A 19561-nucleotide genomic window follows, 5' to 3' on the forward strand; every position below is an offset into this window, starting at 1 on the left:
ATACTATTCCTTCCCAACCCCCTCGACATAGCTATCAACCGCACTGTTCACCGTCGGATGAAAGCACGCATCGCCAATCAGATCGGTCAGCTCGAAGCGTCTGAGCTTGTCGCGAACCGGATCCTTCATCTCTGCAAAGTGCAGCGCAATCCCGCGCTCGTCGAGCGTGCGCGTCAGTTCCCGCAGCATGTCGGCGGAGGTGACGTCCACGCTCGTCACCGGTTCGGCCGCCACCACCACACGCCGCACCGGTGCCGGCGATTCGGCGACGGCTTCCAGCAGGCGCTCCTGAAACTGCTCGGCATTCGCAAAGAACAGCGGTGCATCCCAGCGAAACAGCACGAGCCCGGGGATTCGCTGGGCATGCGGATAGCGCTGCAAGTCGTGATAGCCGCGCAAACCTTCGACGCGACCGAGCACCGCGTAGTGCGGTCGCCAGCCGTCCCACAGAAATTCGATGACCGCGATCACCACCGCGAAGCAGATGCCGGGAATCGCACCGAACACCGCGACGCCGGCAAAGCAGGCCATCGACAGCCAGAACTCCCATTGCTGGATGCGGAAAATCCGCTTCAGGTCCGTGATCTCGAACAGACCGATCGCCGCCGCGATGACGACCGCGGCGAGCGCACTGTTGGGCAGGTAGCGCATCAGATTGGGCGCGGCCATCAGCAGCGCCGCGACCGCCAGCGCGCCGACGACGCCCGTCAGTTGCGTCTTCGCACCCGCCGCCTCGGCGACCGGCGTGCGCGACGAACTGCTGCTGATCGGGAAGCCGTGGAACAGGCCGGCCGCAAGATTGGCCGCGCCGAGCCCGACCATCTCCTGATTGGGGTCGACGCGGCTGCGAAAACGTGCCGCGAAAGTTCGCGACAGCACGCTGGTATCCGCGAACGAGATCAGCGCGACCGCGCAGCCGCCGAGCAGAATCTTGACCAGATCGGCATCGGTGACCCACGGCAGCGCAAAGGTCGGCAGGCCTTGAGGAATCTTGCCGAGCACTTTCACACCCATGCTATCGAGGTGCAATGCGGTTACGCACAACGTCGCAACGATCACGGCGATCAGTATGCCCGGCAGCTTTTCGAAGCGCTTGAGAAACAGGATCAGCACGAGGCTTCCAGCGCCCACCGCGAAGCTATACCAGTTGGATTTGCCATCGGCGATGGCCTGCACGAGGCTCACGATGTCCCGCAATGGCCCGCGCTCTTCGATTGAGATGGCAAACAGTTTGGGCAACTGACTGATCAGCACGGCGAGCGCAATGCCGTTCATATAGCCGTATCGAATGGGTTTCGACAACAATTCAGTGATGAATCCCAGCCGCAGCAAGCCCATCACGATACAGAACAGGCCGGACACGATCGCCATCATGCTGGCCGCCGCAATCGCGCGCGACGGGTCGCCTGCAGCGATTTGCACCACGACCGCCAGAATCGGAGCGGCGAGCGCGGAGTCGGGACCGAGCACGAGAATCCGGCTCGGACCGAACAGCGCATACGCCAACAGCGGAACGATCGTCGCGTAGAGGCCGTACACGCCAGGGACGCCGGATGCCTCCGCGTAAGCGATCCCAACCGGCACCAGCATCGTGGTCAGTACCAGTCCCGCCGTCAGATCGTTCGGCAACCAGCTCAGCCGGTACGTCTTGAGCACCGTCAGTCCCGGCAGCCAGCGCATCCAGCGGCGCGCCCTGCTTACAGCAGTCTGTTCTTTGTGAGGAACTGGCCTGTCCGCTTCCATTTTTGGAATGTTCGTAGTCGAGGACGCCGCACCACGGTTTGTGGGCGGTACCGTCATTCGAAGGATAGTCCAGACATTCCGTTGGCGACAGGATGAGGCCGACCGGCCGCACATCAGGGCCGCTGGCGCCTCAGCAGCCACGCGACGCCCCCCGCCAGCGCCATCACTGCCGCGCCGTACACCGCATTGCGATGCCGCTCGGTGAACATCTGCCAGCAGTACGCATGCGCTTCGTCATCGAAGCGACCATGCGAAGTGTAGTGGCCCGGCACCGGCTCGTAGAGATTCGCGGGAGCATCGGCGGGCAACGGTTCATCGGTCAATTGCCCGTCGTAACCCGCCCGCGCGAGATAGCGGTCGAGCAGCGCCGGCGCGATCCGGTTCGCGAGGATTGCCTTGACCGTCGACCACCCGACCCACACCTGCCGCCGCCGATGGGTGGCCGCAAAGTAGATCGCCCGTGCCGCCACTTCCGGCTGAAACACCGGCGCCACCGGCCGTGCCCTGCGCCCCGTGCGATTGAGCGCCCAGTCGAATTGCGGCGTATTGACCGCGGGCAGATCGACCATCGTCAAATGGATATCGACTCCGTCGTGCAGCAACTCGGAACGCAACGAATCGGTGAAGCCGCGCACGGCAAACTTCGCGCCGCAATAGATCGACTGCAACGGCACCGACCGGTACCCGAGCGCCGAGCCGACATTGACGATCGTCCCGTGCCCGCGCGCGCGCATCACGGGGAGCGCCGCCAGCATGCCGTTGACCTGCCCCAGATAGGTCACCTGCGTGCCGCGTTCGACATCGCGCGCGCTGAGCGCCGACACCGGCGCAAACGCGGTCGCCATCGCGACGTTGACCCAGACGTCGATGCCGCCCCACTCGCGCTTCACGCGCTGCGCCGCGCGCTCGATCGCGTCGGCATCGGCGACATCGGCCGGAATGGCGAGTGCGCGCACGCCATAGGTCGCGGCGATCTCCTCGGCGGCACGAGCGAGCCGTCGCGGCTCGCGCGCGATGAGCCCAACGTCGTAGCCCTGCCGCGCGAATTCGGACGCGCTCGCGCGCCCCACGCCGGCACTTGCCCCTGTAATGACGACGACGCCCTTGCGCTCGACGTCGCCGCTGCGGGTCTCGGTTTGCACCGTCACAGCGTCGCTGGCCACTTTGAACACCTCCGAGGTTGCGTATCCAGTGAGGTGGTGAAGCAAAGCGCAGTCCCGACGATTCGAGCTGGGGATCTGCGAATTGCGCGCGAGTCCAGCGCACGCTCGGCCGCCGGAACGCCGGCCGCCGGAACGCCGGCCGCCGGAAAAACAAATGGCCGCAGCGCGGGGCTGCGGCCATCAGGTAGCGGTTTCCGGGGCTTGCGCGCTTCAGCGCATGGCCGAAAACGCCGAACTCACGTCACGTTCATCGCCAACGCACTCTCGCGATAGTGCTGGCTCGCCTTGTCGGTATCGCCCAGCTGCTCGTGCAGACGCGCGAGCGCGCGATGCGAGCGGATCTTCAGCGTCTCGTTGTCGGCAAGCTTCAGCGCGCGTTCGAGGAACGACTGCGCCTTGCCCCACAACTGCTGATGCAGGCACAGGCGCCCCAGCGCGAACATCAGGTCCGCGTCTTCCGGCCGATCCTTCTGCCACGCCTCGGCCTTCTGGATCAGCGGCAACGCGTCGCCGCCGGCCGTGTCCGGATAGCGGCGCAACAGGCGCGCATCCCAGTTCTGCGCGAGCGCCTCCTCGACGATCTTGCGCGCCTCCTGAGGACGGTTCAGCGCGACCAGCAGTTCGGCGGCGGTGTCGGCGAGGCGCGGCGAATGACGCTCGGTCGCCGACAGCGAGTTCCACAGTTCGAGCAGCGCGTCCGCATTGTGGCGACGATCGCGCAGCAGATTTTCCGCCGCCAGTTGACGCAGCCGCACCGCGACCGCCGGATGGATCGCCTCGCGCTTCTCCAGCGTCTTCACGAGCTTCAGCACTTCGCCCCAGTTCTTCAGTTGCTGCTGTGCACGCAGCATGATTTGCTGCGCGTGAATGCGCCGCGCGCCCTGCGATTGCATCTCGGTCAGCGCATTGAGCGCGCCGTCGGCGTCGCGGCCGTCGGCGCGCATGTCGGCGGTGGCCATCAGGCGCGCGTCCTGCCAGTCGGCTTCGTCGATCTGCGCGAGCCATTCGTCGCGCCGCGCGTACTCATGCATGCGATGCGCTGCGGTCGCCGCGATCAAACCGGCCGCGCCCTTGTTGTCGCCATTCGTGAGCGCGTCCTTGGCGGCCTTTTCCGCGCGCGAGAAACGCCCCGCGTACAGGTTGCCGATCGCATCGCGCAACGCCGCGTGCGCCTTCGCGACACGCGCGCGTGCGCGGTACGCGGCGACGCGCTGCGGCATGCGCCAGATATTGCGGATGATGCGCAACAGCGCATAGAGCAGGACGAACAGCACCACCAGCCCGACGACGAACAGGTTCAGCGACATGTCGACGCGGTACGGCGGATAGATCAGCAGCACTTGCCCAGCGTCGAAGCGCCCGCCCACCGCGAGCACGACCGCGACGGCGAACAGCGCCGCGAGCCACAGGAGTCCCCGGATCGCCATGATTAACCCCGGTTCCGGTATTGATTGACGGCCTGCAGGCTCGTATCGAGGTTCGGCAGCTCGACCGCGGCCGAATCGGCGTCCACCTGCTTGACCAGATCGATGACCGTCTGCGTGTCTTTCGACGACGTGTCGAAGTAGCGCGTCAACGCGGACTGCGCTGCCTGCAGGTCGGACTTCAGCGTGGTCTGGTTGCGCGACAGCAGCGCGAGACGCGCCGACAGCAGACGCAGTTTCAGGTTCTCGCGCACGAAGTAGCCTTGATCCGGCGTGACCAGCATCGCGTCGGCGTTGTCGATACGGCGCACCTGCACGAGGCTCGTCAGCTGTTGGCCGATGCCGTGCGTGACCTCGTCGATCCACACTTCCCAGCGCGGCTTGCCGGTGGCAGCGGCCACCTTCGCAGTGTCGGCCCACGTGGCCGCATGCGGCGCGGCACGCGGAATCGGTGCTTCACCCGACAGCGGCAGGCCGTTCACGCGATCGATCGCGTTGTCGAGCTTGATCGCGAGGCCGGTCAGATCGGTGGACGGCGCGGCCTTCAGCTTGTCGATGTCCTGCGCGATCGCCTTGCGCACCGCGACCGCCTGCGGACTGTCCGACGCCGCGAGGCGCGTATCGGCGCTTTGCAACGCGAACAGCGCGAGCTGCGTATTGCCGGTCAGCTGCAACTGCTGGCTCGCCGCCGACAGCATCTGCCCGACTTCGGCGAGCGTCCAGTCGTCGCGATTGCGCGCGAGATCCGCGTATTGCTGTTGCAGCGCCTGCTGCGCGGCCTGCGCATCGGCGAGCTTGCCTTCGAGCTGCGCGACCTGCGAGTCCGATTGATGCACGGTGGCGAGCGCCTGGTCGATCTTGATGCGCAGCTCGTTGGTCTGCGTGTCGTTGGCCTGCTGACGCTGCGCGAGTTCCTGCTCGGTGCGCACGAGCTTGCGGTTCATCGCGAAGCCGCCCACGCCCGCCGCGCACGCGATGACCACGATGACCAACCACAGCAGCGGTCCGCTCGTGCTGCGGCGCTTTTGCGCTTCGTACGGCGTGAAGGGTGGGTTCGGCGGCAAGGCGGCGCTTGCGGGCGGCTGAGGTGAGGCGTTCGTGGATGCGTTCGTTTCAGTCATGCGTGGTTGAGCCGGGTTGGACGATACCGGTTGGACGACGGGAGGCACGGCGGCTGCGGCAACGAGGGCTCGGACTATGCGTTCGTCGCCCGCGCCGGACACCGTAATCCTATCAAAACCCAATGCCCGCGCGGTCTGCGCGATGCGCGGATGCGGCGTGACGAGGGGCGCGTGTTTGAGCTGCTCGATCTCGCCGGCGGTCAGATGCTCGTGCGCGAGTTCGTGCAGATTGCGTACGCCTTCGGAGCTGGTCAGAAGCCATGCGTGCGGCGTGCCCGCGAGCAGTTCGTGCACGCGCGCCCATGCGCCGATCGACGGCTCGGGCACGATGCGCCGGTAAGCGGCCACCGCGTCGACTTCGGCGCCGGCTTCACGCAGGCGCTCGCTCAGCCATTCGCGGCCGCCGTCGCCGCGCACGATCAGCACGCGCTTGCCTTCGAGGCCCGCGGCACCGAGTTGCGCCTCGAGCGCGGCAAACAGGCTCTCGGAGTCGAAGCTCGTCGATTCGTCGTCGGCGCCCGCGGCGGGGCTGATCACGCGATGCTCGGGCGCGCTGACGCCGTGGCGCGCGAGCGCATGCACGCTGCCCGGGCCGACCACGCCGATCGGCAGCGCATGCGGCCAGATATCGTTATGGCGCGCGAACGCGTGATCGACTGCGTTCGGCGACACGAACACGACGAGCGCGTAGCGTTCGAGCGACGCGAGCGCGGCGCACAACGGCGCGTCGTCGATGACGGGCGCGATGTCGATCAGCGGGAAGTCGAGCGACGCGAGTCCGGCTGCTTCGAGCTGTTCGACGAGTTCGCTCGACTGGCCGGCCGGCCGCGTGATCACGACCGTGAAGGGCGCCTTCTCGGGCGAGACGGCGGCCATCACTCGCTGGCCGCCGCGCTGGGCGCGGCCGCGGGACCGCTCGCCGTACTGAGCGCGCGGACGATGTCGAGCGCGCCCTGCTGCACGAGCGAGTGCGCCACTTCCTCGCCGAGCGCGAGCGCGCGCTCGACGGTGGGCGCCGGCGCCGACGCCTGCGCGCTCAGCACGCACTGGCCGTCCGGCGTCGCGACGATGCCGCGCAGATGCAGCGCGCCATCGCTCCAGGTTGCATAGGCCGCGAGCGGCACCTCGCAGCTGCCGCCGAGCACGCGCGATACCATGCGCTCCGCTTCGACGGCCGCCGCCGTGTGCGGATGATGCAGCGGCGCGAGCCATGCGGCGAGGTCCGCGCGATCGGCGCGAATCTCGATGCCGAGCGCGCCCTGGCCCGCCGCGGGCAGACTGTCCTCGGGATCGAGCAGCGCGCGGATGCGATCGGCGAGACCCAGCCGCTTCAGCCCGGCCGCGGCCAGAATGATCGCCGCGTAATCGCCGCGATCGAGCTTGGCGAGTCGGGTATCGAGATTGCCGCGCAACGGCCGCACGTCGAGATGCGCATAGCGCATGCGCAGCATCGCCTCACGCCGCAGACTCGAGGTGCCGACCACGGCACCGGCCGGCAGCGCGGCGAGCGAGTCGTACTGATTGGACACGAACGCGTCGCGCGGGTCCTCGCGCTCCATGATGGCGGACAGAGCGAAACCGGCGGGCAACTCCATCGGCACGTCTTTCAGCGAATGCACCGCGAGGTCGGCGCGGCCATCAGCGAGCGCGGCTTCGAGCTCCTTCACGAAGAGCCCCTTGCCACCCACCTTCGACAGCGTGCGATCGAGAATCTGATCGCCACGTGTCGTCATTCCGAGGATTTTTACGTCACAAGATGGATATAATTTGTGCAGCGCACATCGCACATGCTCGGCTTGCCACATGGCAAGGCGGCTCTCTCGCGACGCAATCACAAGCGTGTGGGGTGGCGTGGAAAACGTCTCGGTGTTCATTAGCTTGCTGCTGGATGTCGGGATGGAATAACAATCAATGTTAGCACGCGCCCTCGTTCGCGCCCTTTGGTTCCAAGGCACGGCGAAGCGCCGTGCGCAAGCGGCATCGACCGAGGAGACGGGCTTCGCGCCATGCGCGAAGGCGCCCATTCCGCGTTGTCACGTACGGTCGTTCGCGCACTGCGCGGCGGCATGCGGGATGATGCAATGCGGCGAACATGCTGAGGCAATGCCTGCCGCGTGTTCGGTCCCAGCGCGGGCTGGCAGCCCGTGGCTCCTTTCTCCCTCGTCGGCGTCTCGATTCGGCAGCGCTCGTGTCGTTCCGCGTACGCGGTGCGGCACGCGCGGGCCGCTTCGTAGTGGGTCGAGCAATCGCCGTGTACAGTCGCCGTTTCAAGTCTCCGTTGCAGTTGCACTAGCAGTCCGTCTTGTAGTCCGTTGCGTAGTCCCTGTTGCACGCAGTTCACGTTGCACTTGCTGGTGGCAGTTCCGCAGTCGCAGTTCATCAATCAACAGACCCTGGCTTCCCCGAGGAAACTCATCGTGACGTCTTCCGGATCGGCGCGCCCCGCCCGCCGCAACACTGCCTCGCCCACCGCTCGCCCGGCCGACGCCGCGGCGCCTGACGCCCTGTCCGACGTTGCCGCGCACGCCATATCGTCGAGCGTCGGTCAACATGGCGAGACGCGCGCCGACCAGCGCGCCAGGCGCCGCGCCCTCGCCGCTCGCGCCACCAAAGCCCCGAAGGCCGCGCAGACCTCGGTGCCCGTCAAGCAGGACAAGGCGCAAAAGGCGTCGAAAGCCGGCAAGGCCGAACAGGCCGCGACGTCGGCCACCGCGCGCAAGCCGGCCAAGGCCAAGGCCAAGGTCGATGGCGACGCAACACCCCCGCGCGCCGCGAACCCGTCGAAACCGAAGGACGTACCGCCGGCTGAGTCCGCCGCCGCGACCACCGCGAAAAGCGGCGGCCGCACGCGCGAGGACAAGGACCACCCGCTGTTCCAAGACATCCGCTATCTCGGGCGTCTGCTCGGCGACGTGCTGCGCGAGCAGGAAGGCGAGGCGGTGTTCGACATCGTCGAGACGATCCGGCAGACGGCAGTGCGTTTCCGTCGCGAGGACGACAGCGCCGCCGCGCAGACGCTCGACAAGAAGCTGCGCACGCTGACGCCCGAGCAGACCGTCAGCGTCGTGCGCGCGTTCAGCTACTTTTCGCATCTCGCGAACATCGCCGAGGACCGGCACCGCAACCGCCGTCACCGAATTCACGCGCTCGCGGGCTCGGCCTCGCAGCCGGGCACGATCGCCCATGCGCTCGAGCGGCTCGCCGCGGCTGGTGCGGCCGCGACACCGGTGCTGCAGCGGTTTTTCGACGACGCGCTGATCATGCCGGTGCTGACCGCGCACCCGACCGAAGTGCAGCGCAAGAGCATTCTCGACGCGCAGCACGACATCGCGCGTCTGCTCGCCGAGCGCGACCAGCCGCTGACGAACCGCGAGCGCGCGCACAACGAAGCGATGCTGCGCGCGCGCGTCACGTCGCTGTGGCAAACGCGCATGCTGCGCGACTCGCGTCTGACGGTCGCCGACGAAATCGAAAACGCGTTGTCGTACTACCGCAGCACCTTCCTCGAAGAACTGCCGGCGCTGTACGCCGACATCGAGGAGGCGCTGAAGGAGCATGGTCTCGAAGCGCGCCTGCCGCCGTTCTTCCAGATGGGCAGTTGGATCGGCGGCGATCGCGACGGCAATCCGAACGTCACCGCCGAAACGCTCGAAAATGCGATCACGCGTCAGGCCGCAGTGATCTTCGAGCACTACCTGGAGCAGGTGCACAAGCTCGGCGAGGAGCTATCGATGTCGAATGTGCTCGTCGGCGCGAGCGATGCGCTGAATGAGCTCGCGGCCATCTCGCCCGACCATTCGCCGCATCGCACCGACGAGCCGTATCGTCGCGCGCTGATCGGCATCTACACGCGGCTCGCGGCAAGCGCGCGCGTGCGCCTCGGCGAAGGCAGCGTGCCGCTGCGCAGCGCCGGCCGCGGCGTCGCGCCGGTCCGCGCGATTCCCTACGACGACGCCGCCGACTTCGTGCGCGACCTCCACGTGCTGATGGATTCGCTCGCCGAGCATCACGGCGCGCCGCTCGCCGCGCCGCGTCTCGCGCCGCTCGCGCGCGCGGCCGAAGTGTTCGGCTTCCATCTCGCGAGCATCGATCTGCGGCAAAGCTCCGACATCCACGAAGCGGTGATCGCCGAGCTGCTCAAGCGCGCCGGTGTCGAGGACGATTACGCGGCGTTGCCGGAAGCCGACAAGCTGACCGTGCTGCTCGCCGAACTCGCGCAGCCGCGCGCGCTGCGCGTGCCCTCCGCCGACTACTCCGAGCTCGTGAAAAGCGAACTCGCGGTGCTCGAGGAAGCGCGCATGACGCGCGAGAAGTTCGGCGCGCGCGCGGTGCGCAACTACATCATTTCGCACACGGAGACCGTTACCGACCTGGTCGAGGTGATGCTGCTGCAGAAGGAAACCGGCCTGTTGCGCGGACGCCTCGGCCACGAGCACGACCCCGCGCGCGCCGGCCTGATGGTGATCCCGCTGTTCGAGACGATCCCCGACCTGCGCAACGCGCCGCACATCATGCGCGATCTGATCGCGCTGCCGGGCATTCGCGCGCTGATCGAACATCAGGGCAACGAGCAGGAAGTGATGCTCGGCTACTCGGACAGCAACAAGGACGGCGGCTTCCTGACGTCGAACTGGGAGCTGTATCGCGCGGAGCTTGCGCTCGTGTCGCTGTTCAACGACCGCGGCGTGACGCTGCGTCTGTTCCATGGGCGCGGCGGCACCGTCGGGCGCGGCGGCGGCCCGACCTACCAGGCGATCCTGTCGCAGCCGCCGGGCACCGTCGACGGTCAGATCCGTTTGACCGAGCAGGGCGAAGTGATCGCGAGCAAGTTCGCAAATCCGGAAATCGGCCGGCGCAATCTGGAAACCGTCGTGGCCGCGACGCTCGAAGCGTCGCTGCTGCCGCACGACCACACGTTGGCCGAGCTGCCGGTGTACGAGGAAACGATGCAGCAGCTGTCCGATACGGCGATGGCCGCGTATCGCGCGCTCGTCTACGAAACGCCGGGCTTCAAGGAGTATTTCTTCGAGTCGACGCCGATCGCGGAGATCGCCGAGTTGAACATCGGCAGCCGCCCCGCGTCGCGCAAGCTGCAGGATCCGAAGCAACGCAAGATCGAGGATCTGCGCGCGATTCCGTGGGGCTTCTCGTGGGGTCAATGCCGGCTGCTGCTGACCGGCTGGTACGGCTTCGGCAGCGCGGTCGCCGAGCACCTCGACAGCGCGCCGTCCGACGCCGAACGCGCGCGCCGTCTCGCGCTGCTGCAGAAGATGCACAAGAGCTGGCCGTTCTTTTCGAACCTGATGTCGAACATGGACATGGTCATCGCGAAGACCGACCTCGCGGTCGCGTCGCGTTATGCCGCGCTCGTGACCGACAAGAAGCTGCGCAAGCATGTGTTCGAGCGCATCGTCGCCGAGTGGGAACGCACGTCGAAGGTGTTGTCGGAGATCACCGGCAAGAGCGACCGGCTCGCCGAGAATCCGCTGCTCGCGCGCTCGATCAAGAATCGCTTTCCGTACCTCGATCCGCTCAATCACCTGCAGGTCGAACTGCTCAAACGCTATCGCGCGGGCGACACGAATGCGCGCGTGCGGCGCGGCATTCATTTGAGCATCAACGGAATCGCGGCGGGGTTGCGCAATACCGGTTGAGGTTGCCGCATTGGCGGACAAAAAGCCGGGTGTGGCCGACGCAGGTCACGCCCGGCTTTTCTCATTGCGCGAATCCAGCCGCTACAATAGAGCCCGCCATGTACCAGTACAAGTTCGGCAATTATTCTGGTATCTCTATTACCCCCTCCACGCGCAGCCGATAGCATGACGACGCCGTCTTCCGCCGCTCACCCGCCGCCGCTCGACGCCACCCCGGCCCGCGCGCTCGGCGACTTCATCCGCGCCCATCGCGAGCGGCTGTCGCCGCAGGCGGTCGGGCTGCCGCCGGGGCCGCGTCGCCGCACGCCCGGTCTGCGGCGCGAGGAAGTCGCGCAGCTGTGCGGCGTGAGCCCGACCTGGTACACGTGGATCGAGCAGGGCCGGCCAGTGTCCGCTTCCGCCGATGCGCTCGCGCGCATCGCGGTCGCGTTGCAGCTGTCGCGCGCCGAGCGCGCGTATCTGTTCGAGCTGGCCGCGCAACGCGATCCGGCCGAGCCCGACCCGGCGGCCGCCGATGCGCCCGCCACGCTGCTGCAAACCGTGCAGCTCATCGACACGCCCGCCTACGTGCTCGACCGGCAGTGGAATGCGCTTGCGTGGAACGAGCGCGCGGCCGATCTGTTCGTCGGCTGGCTCGACGGCGCGCACGACCGCAACCTGCTGCGCTACACGTTCACCGAGCCGGCCGCGCGCGCGTTGATCGTCGATTGGGAAACGCGCGCGCGGCGGCTCGCCGCCGAATTCCGCGCCGACTCGATCCGCCATCTGAACGATGCACCCACACGTGGGCTGATCGATTCGCTGTCGGCCGCGAGCGACGAGTTCGCACGCTACTGGGCCTCCCAGGACGTCGGCGGGCGCGAAGGTGGCAGGCGCGAGTTCAACCATCCGCGCGACGGGCGCATCGTTTGTGACCAGATCACGTTCAAGCCCGCGCATCGCGAGGATCTGAAGCTCGTGGTGCTGGTGCGCGAATAGGCCCGCGACGGGCGGCAGCGCTTTGGCCGCCCTCACCCGGTGTTAAAATCTTCGTCTTTCTTCGCTGCGGCGGCGCTTCTGCACGATTCGCGCATTCGCGTTGCCAGCCTCTTCACCGCTCGTTTTTACCGCCCAACACCATGACGTCCCAACTGCACAAAAAAGGCGAAGCCTGGTCGGCTCGCTTCTCGGAGCCGATGTCGGAACTCGTCAAACGCTACACGTCGTCGGTTTTCTTCGACAAGCGTCTGGCGTTCGTCGACATCGAAGGGTCGCTCGCGCACGCGTCGATGCTCGCCGCGCAGAAGATCATTTCCGCCGACGACCTCGCCGCGATCCAGCGCGGCATGGCGCAGATCAAAGGTGAAATCGAGCGCGGCGAGTTCGAATGGCAGCTCGATCTCGAAGACGTGCACCTGAACATCGAAGCGCGCCTGACCGCGCTGATCGGCGACGCCGGCAAGCGCCTGCACACCGGCCGCTCACGCAACGACCAGGTCGCGACCGACATCCGCCTGTGGCTGCGCGGCGAGATCGACCGCATCGGCGAGCTGCTCACCGAACTGCGCGTGGCGCTGCTCGAGCTCGCGGAGAAGAACGCCGCGACCATCATGCCGGGCTTCACGCACCTGCAGGTCGCGCAGCCCGTCACGTTCGGCCACCATCTGCTCGCGTACGTCGAAATGTTCTCGCGCGACGCCGAGCGCATGATCGACTGCCGCAAGCGCGTGAACCGTCTGCCGCTCGGCGCGGCCGCGCTCGCCGGCACCAGCTATCCGATCGACCGTCACGCCGTGGCGAAGACGCTCGGCTTCGACGGCATCTGCGCGAACTCGCTCGACGCAGTCTCCGACCGCGACTTCGCGATCGAATTCACGGCCGCCTCCGCGCTCGTGATGACGCACGTGTCGCGCTTCTCCGAAGAACTGGTGCTGTGGATGAGCCCGCGCGTCGGCTTCATCGATCTGGCCGACCGTTTCTGCACCGGCTCGTCGATCATGCCGCAGAAGAAGAACCCGGACGTGCCCGAACTCGCGCGCGGCAAGACCGGCCGCGTGAACGGCCATCTGATGGCGCTGCTCACGCTCATGAAGGGCCAACCGCTCGCGTACAACAAGGACAACCAGGAAGACAAGGAGCCGCTGTTCGACACCGTCGATACCGTCGCCGACACGCTGCGCATCTTCGCCGAAATGGTCGCCGGCATCACGGTCAAGCCGCAGGCGATGCGCGACGCCGCGCTGCAAGGCTTCTCGACCGCGACGGACCTCGCCGACTATCTCGTCAAGCGCGGCCTGCCGTTCCGCGACGCGCACGAAGCAGTCGCGCTCGCGGTGCGCGTGTGCGCCGATCGCGGCTGCGATCTCGCGGACCTGACGCTCGACGAAATGCGCGGCGAACTGCCGAACGTCGCGCATCTGATCGGCGACGACGTGTTCTCGTATCTGACGCTCGAGGGCTCGGTGGCGAGCCGCAATCATCCGGGCGGCACCGCGCCCGAGCAGGTGCTGGCCGCGGTGAAAGCGGCGCGTGCGACGTTGAAGTAATCGACGCCTGGGCAGCGCCGTGAGCCTCAGCTTGCGGCGTAGCTGGTTGAACCGGATCGAAAAGGCGGACCCGTTTGGCGGGTTCGCCTTTTTTATTGCCGCGTTTGAATGGCGAATCGAAGGCAAAAGAAAGCCCGCCAGAAGCGGGCTGAAAAGACTTCCACCGATGCCTCAAGAAGAGGCCATCAGAGTGTAGGCGGGTTTCGCTCGCCGACCAATGCGCGCACATTTCCGGCCATTACAGCGGAAAGCAAAGCGCCTCAGCGGGGCACGCACGATGACATCCGGCGGGCGAACGCCAATTGAATCCCGACGGTTTTTGACTACCATTCAATCAGGTTCTCCTCGCGGTTCGTCGACGATGCTCTCTCGCACTTCTCCCCCTCCTGTTTCTCACCGTGTGGCTCTGCGCTCCTTCACGGCCGCTCGCATGCATCGGCTATCGCTCGCCGCGCTCGGTGTTGTCGCCGTGGCCGGTTGCACGATCACACCGCTGACGCCTCACGAAACCGTCAGCACACCGGTGGCCGCGATCAACAGCGCGACGCTCGATCAATATCGCGACGCGGTCGCACGACGGATCGTCGAGCGCAATCCGTCGTATGTGCTCCAGGGCAGGCCTCAGCCGATGCTGCGCTCGCTGGTGGTGGTGTCGTTCACGGTCGATCGTTATGGACACATCGTCGAGTCGTCGGTGTATCGCACGAACGGCGACGACGAAGCCGAAAGCACCGCGCTCGCGACGCTGCGCCGCTCGGCGCCGCTGCCGCAACCGCCCGGCAAGCTGCTGAATGGCCGCGGCCAGCTCGAGCTGTTCGAAGACTGGCTGTTCAACGACAACGGCAAATTCCAGCTGCGCGAGCTCGCCTCGCCGCAAGCGGAAACGTACGACTGAGCGCGGTTGGCGCGTGCGCTGACACGCACCGCCCAGCGCAGCCGCGCATGGGTCGGCCACGCGCGAGCTACTCGAGTCATCGCGCATAACTCATAAAGCAACCTCGTTGCCGCGCAAGCTTGCGCCGCCATTGCTGCGCGACGAGCGCGCTCGCTATAATTTTCCGATTCCCCGCGCCGGAGCCTTCCGGCATGGCTCACGCCGTCCGCACACCCGCCGGCGCGGCGCATGAGCCGACTGCAGTGCCGCGCCGCCACCCCGCGTGCGGCGCCCAAACCTATACCTCAACGAGGATGCCGCCGTTGCGCGCCGCCTGTCTGCGAAACACGGCTCAGCGCGCCGCGGCCTCATACAATTGGAGACCCTGCATGTCCACTTCGCCGATTTCCGCCGCTCAGCCCGCAAGCGGGCAAAACAATACCGCGCGGATCATCTTCGCGAGCTTCATCGGCACCGCGATCGAGTTCTACGATTTCTATGTCTACGCGACCGCCGCGGCGCTCGTGATCGGACCGGTATTCTTCCCGCATGGCTCGGCCACCGCGCAGGCGCTGTCGGCGTTCGTCACGTTTGGCATCGCGTTCGTCGCGCGACCGATCGGCTCGTTCCTGTTCGGCCACTTCGGCGACCGCATCGGCCGCAAATCGACTCTGGTTGCGTCGCTGCTCGTGATGGGCCTGTCGACCACGCTGATCGGCTTCGTGCCGGGCTACGACGCGATCGGCAGCCTCGCGCCGATCCTGCTGTGCGTGCTGCGTTTCGGCCAGGGTATCGGCCTCGGCGGCGAATGGGGCGGCGCCGCGCTGCTCGCCACCGAAAACGCGCCGGCCGGCAAACGCGGCTGGTTCGGCATGTTCCCGCAACTCGGGCCCTCGATCGGCTTTCTCGCGTCCAACGGCCTGTTCTTCGCGCTCGCAATGTCGCTCTCCGACGAGCAGTTCCGCAGCTGGGGCTGGCGCGTGCCGTTCATCGTCAGCTCGGTGCTCGTCGCGCTCGGGCTGTACGTGCGGCTGAAGATTGCCGAAACGCCCGCGTTCCAGGTAGCGATCGAGCGCAAGGAGCGCGTGCGCGTGCCGATCGCGACGCTGTTCTCACAGCACTGGCGGCCGACCGTGCTCGGCGCGCTCGCGATGGTGGTCTGCTACACGCTGTTCTACAACGCGACGACGTTCTCGCTGTCGTACGGCGTCGGGTCGCTGCATATTCCGCGGCAGACGTTCCTCGGCCTGCTGTGCATCGCGGTCGTGTTCATGGCAATCGCGACGCCGCTGTCGGCCCGTGCGAGCGATCGCTTCGGGCGTAAGCCGGTGCTGATCGTCGGCATCATCGCGGCGATCCTGTCGGGCTTCACGATGGCGCCGCTGCTCGGCAGCGGCGAGCCGTTGCTCGTGCTGCTGTTTCTCGTGATCCAGCTGTTCCTGATGGGCGTGACCTTCGCGCCGATGGGCGCGCTGCTGCCGGAACTGTTTCCGACCAACGTGCGCTATACGGGCGCCGGCGTCGCGTACAACCTCGGCGGGATTCTCGGCGCGTCGGTCGCACCGTATATCGCGCAGGTGCTCGCCGCGCACGGCGGCTTGGCGTGGGTCGGCGCGTACGTGTCGGTCGCCGCGACCGTGAGCCTTGTCGGCGTGCTGTGCATGCGCGAGACGCGTGATGAGAGTTTGATGAAATGATGCAACGCGCATCGGCGAAACAACGCTTTCGTCGATGCGCGTTTGCCGAGGTTCGATCGATGCTGCACCCGCGCAGTTTTTACGCGTCTGCGGCAACATGCTGAGAGCATTATTTCCTCGCTGTTTCCGCGGCCCGGCCCGGGTAAAACCCCCGCCTTGCGCGTCCTTTTGAGTTGCCTATACTCCCTGACATAACCCTATAACAAACGGGGAGATCCGCATGAACGTCCATCTTCACAATGCCGATATCGTGACGATCATCGCGCTGGCCTTGCTCGGCTCGCTGCTGCTCGCGCTGCGCTTCCGTCCGACGACATGGAAATCCATCGTCGTCGAGGCGCTGGCCGCGAACGCCGCGGCCATTGCCGCGGTGGTCGCGTTCGAAATGCTGGTCGCCTGAGGCTGGTGCTCCGGGCCTGAGCACGGCGCGCGGCTTAGCGGTAGTAGTAGCCGTGATGGTAGTAGCCACCGCCGTAGTAATAGCCCGGCGCCGGCGCGATAACGCAGCCGCCGAGTGCCGATGCGAGCAGCGTGCCGGCCACGAGAGTCAGGATCAAGCGTTTCATGTTGTTCTCCATCGAGTCAGATTGATTCGAGCGCAAACCCCGAATGACCCGATTGGACACGACGCGCGCCGCAGCGAACGTTGCCATTTGTAAGGAAACATCACCGAGCTGTTACAGGACCGGCGCGCTGGATCGGCGCGTTCGATCGACCGCCCCGCTGCCGCCAGATCGCGCCACCATGGCGGAAAACACCGCCTATACTCCGTTGAGCGCACTGTCGCGATAGAAACCTTGCTGGCCGCGCCGGCGTCGCCGCAATCGAGCGGTTCAACGCGCGCCGTGCGAGCCTCGACGCACCGCGGCGTATCAGCTTGCCGCCCCCGCGTCCGCGCATCGGACGCTTCGGCGTCCAACGAAAAGCGACAGTTTTAACAGACGTGTAATCGATTCCTCTCCGCCCGCTGTTCCCCGACACGGGCGTTCTTTGAGGCGCGACGATGCAGTCCCCGCCAGCAAGGGTGGACTACGCATCGCGCCTCTTTTCTTTTGCGCAAACGATTGCGCGAGCGCACGAACGAACTCAGGCGGCGGCAGATCCTTGCTGCATCGCGAGCACCGGCTCTGCCGCGTACACGTAGTCGATCGCTTCGAGCGCCGCGCTGATCGGCGGCACCGAGTCGCCGTCGCCGATCGAGGTCGAGCGATACGGCGCCTCGACGCCGCAATGCGATGGCGACGTCGCGACGAAGATCATCACGGTGCGCTTCTGCAGCGCATGCGCGAGGTGCACGAAACCCGTATCGGTACCGACCACGAGCGCGCACGCGCCGATCATCTGCGCAACTTCGGTCACACTCAATGGCGGCAGCACGGTCGCGCCTGGCACCTGCGCGGCGATCTGCCCGGCTTCGGCAAGCTCACCGTCCGAACCCCACGGCAGCACCACACGAAAACCGCGCTCGCTCAACTCGCGTCCAAGCGCCGCCCAGTGCGTGAGCGGCCATTTCTTGTCTGCTTTCGAGGTGGCGTGAAAGAGCGCCGCGACAGGCGCGTCTTGCGTCGCGAACGGCTGCGGGACGGTTTCGGGTAGCTGCAGGTCGTAGATGGGCGGTCCTTCCACTTCGTAGCCGAGCGCCTCGCTGGCGCTGATGCGCATGCCGTGCCACGCGCTGCCTTGCGGACGTGGGCCGAAACGCCCGGTGTAGGCGAACGCCGCGCCACGCTCGCCCAGATCCAGGGATTGATAGCCGATGCGCCGCGATGAGCGCGCGAGGAAGGCGATGATCGCGCTCTTGTAGACGCCGTGGATGTCGATGATGTAGTCGTAGCGATACGCGCGCAGCTCGGCGATGGATGCCCAGATCGCCTTCAGATCACTCCAGCGACGCGCCTTCTTGAAGCGGCGCAGCGGCGCGCACAGCACGCGATCGACGCCCTGGCTCCAATGCACGACTTGCGCGAATGCTTCGTCCGCCGCCCAATCCACCTGAACGCCAGGAAATGCGCGTTTGATGTCGGCGACGACTGGCAACGCCTGCACGATATCGCCTAGTGAAGTGACCTTGACAATAAGTATTCGCTTCATTGAGGGTCTGTTCGTTATTCGAAATTGAAACTATTCTAGCTGACGTTTTACCGATCCCGCCAAATGGCCGTTGCGCACGGTCCGATTCTCAATACGGCACGTTACAGCAAAAAAAATATCCGCCTGATGATTCACTTCACTTCATTATTTCAAACATCTTTCACGTGTTGTGGTCGATCCCGCACGCTTTATACTTGGCGGCCTCAAATCTGAAGTGCAACACCTGTTTCGTATAAGGTGTTGCGATGCACGAAAGAACTCAGTACCAGCAACTTCAGCCTGAAGAGCGCCTGACCATTGCAAGTCTGCATCTGCAGGGTTCGAGTATCCGGGCCATGGCCCGGATACTCGGGCGCTCGCCAGCCACCGTTAGCCGTGAACTGGCGCGAAACAGCTTGCCTGCTGGCTACGCGTCCGTGCCGGCTGAAGCGCTCAGTGCCGCACGCCGCAGCGCAGGTCGCAGCCCCACAAAGCTTTGCCTGCAAAGCGTCTGCTGGCGCATCGTTCTCACCCTGCTCGAGTGGAAATGGTCACCCCAGCAGATATCGGGCACACTGAAGCGTATGTATCCGACCGACCCGACCCAGCAGGTTTCGCACGAAACCATCTACACGGCCATCTACGCCCAGCCGCGCGGCGAACTGCGCCGTCAGCTAATTGCGTGCTTACGCCATGGCCACAGCACGCGCATGCCGCGTACACGGGGCACCGACCGGCGCGGACAGATTCCCGACATGGTCAGTATTCATGTGAGGCCGCCCGAAATCGAAGACCGACTGCTGCCTGGGCACTGGGAAGGCGACTTCATCAAGGGTGCCGGCAACCAGTCCTCGGTAGGCGTGCTGGTCGAACGGACCAGCCGCCTGGTGCTGCTCGCCAAGATGGAAGACGCCACCGCCGCTTCCGCGCTGGCGGGCTTCTCTGCCAAACTCAATTCGATTGTTGCGCCACTGCGCCAGAGCTTCACTTATGACCAGGGAAAAGAAATGTCGCGCCATAAAGAGCTCGCTGCCGCAACCGGCGTGAACGTGTACTTCTGCGACCCGCACAGTCCCTGGCAACGCGGCACTTGCGAAAACACCAACGGGCTGCTGCGACAGTATCTGCCCAAAGGCACAGACCTTTCGGTCTACAGTCAGGACGAACTCGACGCCATCGCCGACAGTCTGAACAGCCGGCCTCGTGCAACTCACAACTTCCATTCACCCTTCGAGGTCTTCGCCGCGACCCTCGCATCAGCAAGTCAACCTCAAGGCTCTAAACATTAAA

The 19561-nt window shown here is 65.9% G+C and carries 14 protein-coding genes; 7 read left to right on the plus strand and 7 right to left on the minus strand.

Annotation, left to right across the window (positions count from 1 at the left end):
* Window positions 1-3: 3 nt before the first annotated feature.
* The 5 genes from OKW39_RS07415 to hemC form a co-directional block, all read right to left on the minus strand.
* Entirely contained in the window at window positions 4-1743 is a 1740-nt protein-coding gene (locus OKW39_RS07415) for a SulP family inorganic anion transporter (RefSeq protein ID WP_429562348.1), read from the minus strand.
* Window positions 1744-1856: 113 nt separating this feature from the next.
* Complete coding sequence (locus tag OKW39_RS07420; RefSeq protein ID WP_090805618.1) at window positions 1857-2885, minus strand: SDR family oxidoreductase; 1029 nt, start codon at window positions 2883-2885, stop codon at window positions 1857-1859.
* Between the two features lie 257 nt (window positions 2886-3142).
* Window positions 3143-4333, minus strand: a complete 1191-nt coding sequence (locus OKW39_RS07425; protein ID WP_184059569.1) for a heme biosynthesis HemY N-terminal domain-containing protein — start codon at window positions 4331-4333, stop codon at window positions 3143-3145.
* 2 nt (window positions 4334-4335) lie between these two features.
* Window positions 4336-6327 (minus strand): fused uroporphyrinogen-III synthase HemD/membrane protein HemX, encoded by a 1992-nt coding sequence (gene hemDX / locus OKW39_RS07430; RefSeq protein WP_429562349.1) that lies wholly within the window; start codon window positions 6325-6327, stop codon window positions 4336-4338.
* On the minus strand, window positions 6327-7325 hold the full coding sequence (gene hemC, locus OKW39_RS07435) for a hydroxymethylbilane synthase (RefSeq protein ID WP_429562350.1): 999 nt from the start codon (window positions 7323-7325) through the stop codon (window positions 6327-6329). Before hemC ends, hemDX begins: the two co-directional genes overlap by 1 nt.
* A gap of 543 nt (window positions 7326-7868) precedes the next feature.
* Between hemC and ppc the strand changes: the two genes are divergently transcribed.
* The 6 genes from ppc (at window position 7869) to OKW39_RS07465 (ending at window position 16601) form a co-directional block, all read left to right on the plus strand.
* A complete protein-coding gene (gene ppc, locus OKW39_RS07440; RefSeq protein WP_429562351.1) occupies window positions 7869-11105 on the plus strand; it encodes a phosphoenolpyruvate carboxylase in 3237 nt (1078 codons plus the stop codon).
* 165 nt (window positions 11106-11270) lie between these two features.
* Window positions 11271-12083, plus strand: coding sequence for a helix-turn-helix transcriptional regulator (locus OKW39_RS07445; RefSeq protein ID WP_184045646.1), 813 nt, complete (start codon window positions 11271-11273; stop codon window positions 12081-12083).
* A 140-nt stretch (window positions 12084-12223) separates the two neighbouring features.
* The gene (gene argH / locus OKW39_RS07450) at window positions 12224-13630 is read left to right on the plus strand and encodes an argininosuccinate lyase (RefSeq protein ID WP_429562352.1); all 1407 of its coding nucleotides are present in this window, start codon (window positions 12224-12226) and stop codon (window positions 13628-13630) included.
* A 361-nt stretch (window positions 13631-13991) separates the two neighbouring features.
* On the plus strand, window positions 13992-14525 hold the full coding sequence (locus tag OKW39_RS07455) for an energy transducer TonB (RefSeq protein WP_090803500.1): 534 nt from the start codon (window positions 13992-13994) through the stop codon (window positions 14523-14525).
* A gap of 368 nt (window positions 14526-14893) precedes the next feature.
* Entirely contained in the window at window positions 14894-16201 is a 1308-nt protein-coding gene (locus OKW39_RS07460) for an MFS transporter (RefSeq protein WP_090803499.1), read from the plus strand.
* Window positions 16202-16421: 220 nt separating this feature from the next.
* Window positions 16422-16601: a hypothetical protein gene (locus tag OKW39_RS07465; RefSeq protein ID WP_018419748.1), complete on the plus strand. Its 180-nt coding sequence runs from the start codon at window positions 16422-16424 to the stop codon at window positions 16599-16601.
* 34 nt (window positions 16602-16635) lie between these two features.
* On the opposite strand, the gene OKW39_RS07470 is transcribed toward OKW39_RS07465, so the two are convergent.
* A complete protein-coding gene (locus tag OKW39_RS07470; RefSeq protein ID WP_269217455.1) occupies window positions 16636-16767 on the minus strand; it encodes a hypothetical protein in 132 nt (43 codons plus the stop codon).
* A 520-nt stretch (window positions 16768-17287) separates the two neighbouring features.
* On the minus strand, window positions 17288-18292 hold the full coding sequence (gene waaC / locus OKW39_RS07475) for a lipopolysaccharide heptosyltransferase I (protein WP_090803495.1): 1005 nt from the start codon (window positions 18290-18292) through the stop codon (window positions 17288-17290).
* 245 nt (window positions 18293-18537) lie between these two features.
* Between waaC and OKW39_RS07480 the strand changes: the two genes are divergently transcribed.
* On the plus strand, window positions 18538-19560 hold the full coding sequence (locus OKW39_RS07480) for an IS30 family transposase (protein WP_429562353.1): 1023 nt from the start codon (window positions 18538-18540) through the stop codon (window positions 19558-19560).
* Window position 19561: the final 1 nt, after the last annotated feature.

This window comes from Paraburkholderia sp. MM6662-R1, assembly GCF_050436245.1.
GTDB lineage: Bacteria > Pseudomonadota > Gammaproteobacteria > Burkholderiales > Burkholderiaceae > Paraburkholderia > Paraburkholderia tuberum.

Coding starts and splice junctions, on each gene's coding strand:
- hemDX (WP_429562349.1), bottom strand. CDS start 6,327: ATGGCCGCCGTCTCGCCCGAGAAGGCGCCCTTCACGGTCGTGATCACG.
- waaC (WP_090803495.1), bottom strand. CDS start 18,292: ATGAAGCGAATACTTATTGTCAAGGTCACTTCACTAGGCGATATCGTG.
- OKW39_RS07480 (WP_429562353.1), top strand. CDS start 18,538: ATGCACGAAAGAACTCAGTACCAGCAACTTCAGCCTGAAGAGCGCCTG.
- OKW39_RS07465 (WP_018419748.1), top strand. CDS start 16,422: ATGAACGTCCATCTTCACAATGCCGATATCGTGACGATCATCGCGCTG.
- hemC (WP_429562350.1), bottom strand. CDS start 7,325: ATGAACACCGAGACGTTTTCCACGCCACCCCACACGCTTGTGATTGCG.
- OKW39_RS07445 (WP_184045646.1), top strand. CDS start 11,271: ATGACGACGCCGTCTTCCGCCGCTCACCCGCCGCCGCTCGACGCCACC.
- OKW39_RS07425 (WP_184059569.1), bottom strand. CDS start 4,333: ATGGCGATCCGGGGACTCCTGTGGCTCGCGGCGCTGTTCGCCGTCGCG.
- OKW39_RS07460 (WP_090803499.1), top strand. CDS start 14,894: ATGTCCACTTCGCCGATTTCCGCCGCTCAGCCCGCAAGCGGGCAAAAC.
- OKW39_RS07470 (WP_269217455.1), bottom strand. CDS start 16,767: ATGAAACGCTTGATCCTGACTCTCGTGGCCGGCACGCTGCTCGCATCG.
- OKW39_RS07455 (WP_090803500.1), top strand. CDS start 13,992: ATGCTCTCTCGCACTTCTCCCCCTCCTGTTTCTCACCGTGTGGCTCTG.
- argH (WP_429562352.1), top strand. CDS start 12,224: ATGACGTCCCAACTGCACAAAAAAGGCGAAGCCTGGTCGGCTCGCTTC.
- OKW39_RS07415 (WP_429562348.1), bottom strand. CDS start 1,743: ATGGAAGCGGACAGGCCAGTTCCTCACAAAGAACAGACTGCTGTAAGC.